The 2,649-nt window shown below is 45.4% G+C and carries 3 protein-coding genes; 1 reads left to right on the top strand and 2 read right to left on the bottom strand.

Annotation, left to right across the window (positions count from 1 at the left end; all coding sequences use genetic code 11):
- Positions 1–41: 41 nt before the first annotated feature.
- Entirely contained in the window at positions 42–272 is a 231-nt protein-coding gene (locus RIM23_RS09695) for a hypothetical protein (protein ID WP_446366538.1), read from the bottom strand.
- Here RIM23_RS09695 and RIM23_RS09690 point away from each other — a divergent pair.
- Positions 258–1,358: a hypothetical protein gene (locus RIM23_RS09690; RefSeq protein ID WP_446366536.1), complete on the top strand. Its 1,101-nt coding sequence runs from the start codon at positions 258–260 to the stop codon at positions 1,356–1,358. The two genes, RIM23_RS09695 and RIM23_RS09690, sit on opposite strands and share 15 nt — an antisense overlap.
- 46 nt (positions 1,359–1,404) lie before the next feature.
- On the opposite strand, the gene RIM23_RS09685 is transcribed toward RIM23_RS09690, so the two are convergent.
- Positions 1,405–2,649: hypothetical protein (locus RIM23_RS09685; RefSeq protein ID WP_446366534.1), on the bottom strand; the 1,245-nt coding region annotated here is incomplete at its 5' end.

Here is a 2,649-nt window from a genome sequence, read left to right as displayed (position 1 = left end):
TGTCTATAAACCAGCCTGGAGGCACGGGGTTATCGTGCAAGCTAAGCCGAACTATTAAGTATGTTCAGCTTAGCTTGTTCGATGACTTCAGGGCTACTAAAAACCCAGACCTCAGCTCTTAGCAGGTCTGGGTAGTTTATGATACTCATCGAATTTCCTGTGACTGCGGTGATCGGGTTCTCGATTTCATTATCTGTGAAGTCTGTGGCGATGTTTTTCTGGGCGGTTACAAGCATCCGGTGGGCAAGGGTTTTGTCTTGAGTGCCGATCAACCTGACTTGGAAAATATGCCAGATCGAGTGAATCTGGGACAGCGATATGGACAGTATGCTGTGTTTTGGTCTCTGCCCTATCATCAAACAGTAGAACCTCAAGACTTAGAGTGGACAGTAGACAAGATTAAACGGAGATGGGTTAAAGCCAAACTCCATCGCGTCACCGGTTTGCTGAAGATGGATAAGACACCTTGTCAGCCCGATGAAATACCCGGTTGGCTTTATCAGGTAATCGGGGAAAAAGCCGAGCAACAGTCTTCCATGCCAACTAAATGTCCTCGATGCGATGCAGACTATAGCCGTCGGAGAACCTTCAAAACTCCCTTGCGGAGTCATCGAACTGGATTCCAAAAAGCCTGTCAGGTGTTGGCAAGTGCGACGTTGCGAGAAATGAGTTCAAGCGGTGCAGGTGTCTCCTCCCGAAAACTGGTGATTTTCTCCGATAGTCGCCAAGACGCCGCCAAGCTAGCCGCTGGAATGGAGCGCGATCATTACCGGGATATGGCACGTCTGGCGATGATTCAAGCCTTTCGGCAGTATTGGAGTGATTTGGTAGCGTATCTACGGCAAATGTTTGTATTCAATCCCACCAGTCCCAGCCTATCAACCCTACAAACATTGAACCCACGCTTACACGCTGACGTCACCCAACCGCCTCAAGCAGAAGATGCGATCGGGCAAATCAGATTTGCCACGGCGAATGCGAATTTAATTAGTGAGGCAAGTATGTGGTGCATGGGTGCGCCCCCGATTAATCAATCCGCTCGCCGAGTTTGGGAGGAGCTACTCCAACTTTATCCAGGGCGGGTTCCCTTGGCAAACCTGCGGGGAACCATTCGCGATGCGTTGGTGAAGCAGGGAATTTGTCCTGGTGGTTCTGCGTTCAAAGCCAAGAAATATAAGTCATCTGAGGGATACTGGGATGATTGGTTCAACTGTTATGACTGGAGTAATGATGTTCCTCAACCGTTAGTGAATCCCACAGAAAGACAGCGCGATCATATCCCGCGCATGGAAGCCCTTTTAGTTGAGGAAGTCATTTATGCCGCTTCTAAAAACCTAGACAAACCTACCCATAAGTAATTCTGCCTTGGTATAAGTCCACGGTGTAACTTTTGGTCGATAACCGTTAACGCTGACGCTTGGCTGATACCCGGCATTGTTGCTCGACATCAGCCTTAACCAACGGTTCCCAGTTAGAGACACTATAGTAATCGTGTCTACGATTGACTACAGGGCATCGACCAATAAAACTATTAAATTGATATAGAGCGCTCCATACGTGCTTTCTCGGATTCACTCCGAGATAGGCGGACACAGAGCGTGGCAATCTCTCACTATACTTCATGCCTCTTCTGGCAATTGCTAGGGCAGCCGCCACATCAGATGATAGTCCATACATTCGACTATATTTAACCAATCCAATCAAACTCGTGTAAGCTGGATTGCACAAAGAAAGAGTTATTCCTCGGTTGGATAAAATCGATGACAAAATCTGATAAAAACGACTGTATGCCCAGGCAGAAAGCATTCGAGCATATTTTTTTGTTCGCTCTCTTAATTGAGCTTTCTTTGTCGAAAAATCTAATCTTTCGCACAGAATAGGGCAAGAAAACTTCCTGGCTAAAGCTGCCAATTTCAAACAAACCTCTACAATTTGAGCATCTTGTTTACCTGTGGGTAAACCAGTCTTTATAGAAAGAGTTCCCTGAGCTTTTAAATTTCCTTGACCATCAACATAAGCCCAACCAATAGAACTAGGATTTAGATCGATACCCAGGGCACCATACTTAATTTCTCTACTCACCTTCTCCACCGCTGCGGGCGTAAATTGAACAGCGACCACCCAGCGATTATCCTTTCTATAGAAGTGCCATGTTTTCGCACCGCTATTGGGTAATCTATTAATGTTTCTTGAGAAGCTGCCAATTTTTGATGTGACATATTTACCAAATTTTGCTTCCAGACAACCGGGGACTCTCAACTTGATAGTATCCCCAGACCATTGACAAGTTTGATTCCCATAACTTTCATCCTTGGAACCAACAATAAATAGTTCCCCTCTGGATACCTTTACTCTAATTTTCGCCGATTTCAGATGTTTAACTTGATTTTGAAGTCTGTTGATATATCGCTTTTTCTGATGCAGACATCTCCGCAGATGATACCAGTTAGTTTTTCTCGTCTTCAGGTTTGACGACAAGGGGAAATTACAGCCGTTTTTGGAGGATTGCCAGTTCTTTTTCCCATAGAACTTCCGAGCCAACTTAATTTTCTTAGTGGCTCTGGCTACCCAATCTTTCCCTGACTTAACTCGTGATTCTAATTGCTTTATCTGGATTTTTCTACAATATGCGGCTGAGGAAGTTTTTCC

Origin of the sequence: Coleofasciculus sp. G3-WIS-01, from assembly GCF_040223135.1 — a bacterium.
Lineage (GTDB): Bacteria > Cyanobacteriota > Cyanobacteriia > Cyanobacteriales > Coleofasciculaceae > Coleofasciculus.
The sequence above is the reverse complement of the archived record's forward strand: the minus strand, read 5'-3'. Positions and strand labels throughout refer to the sequence as shown.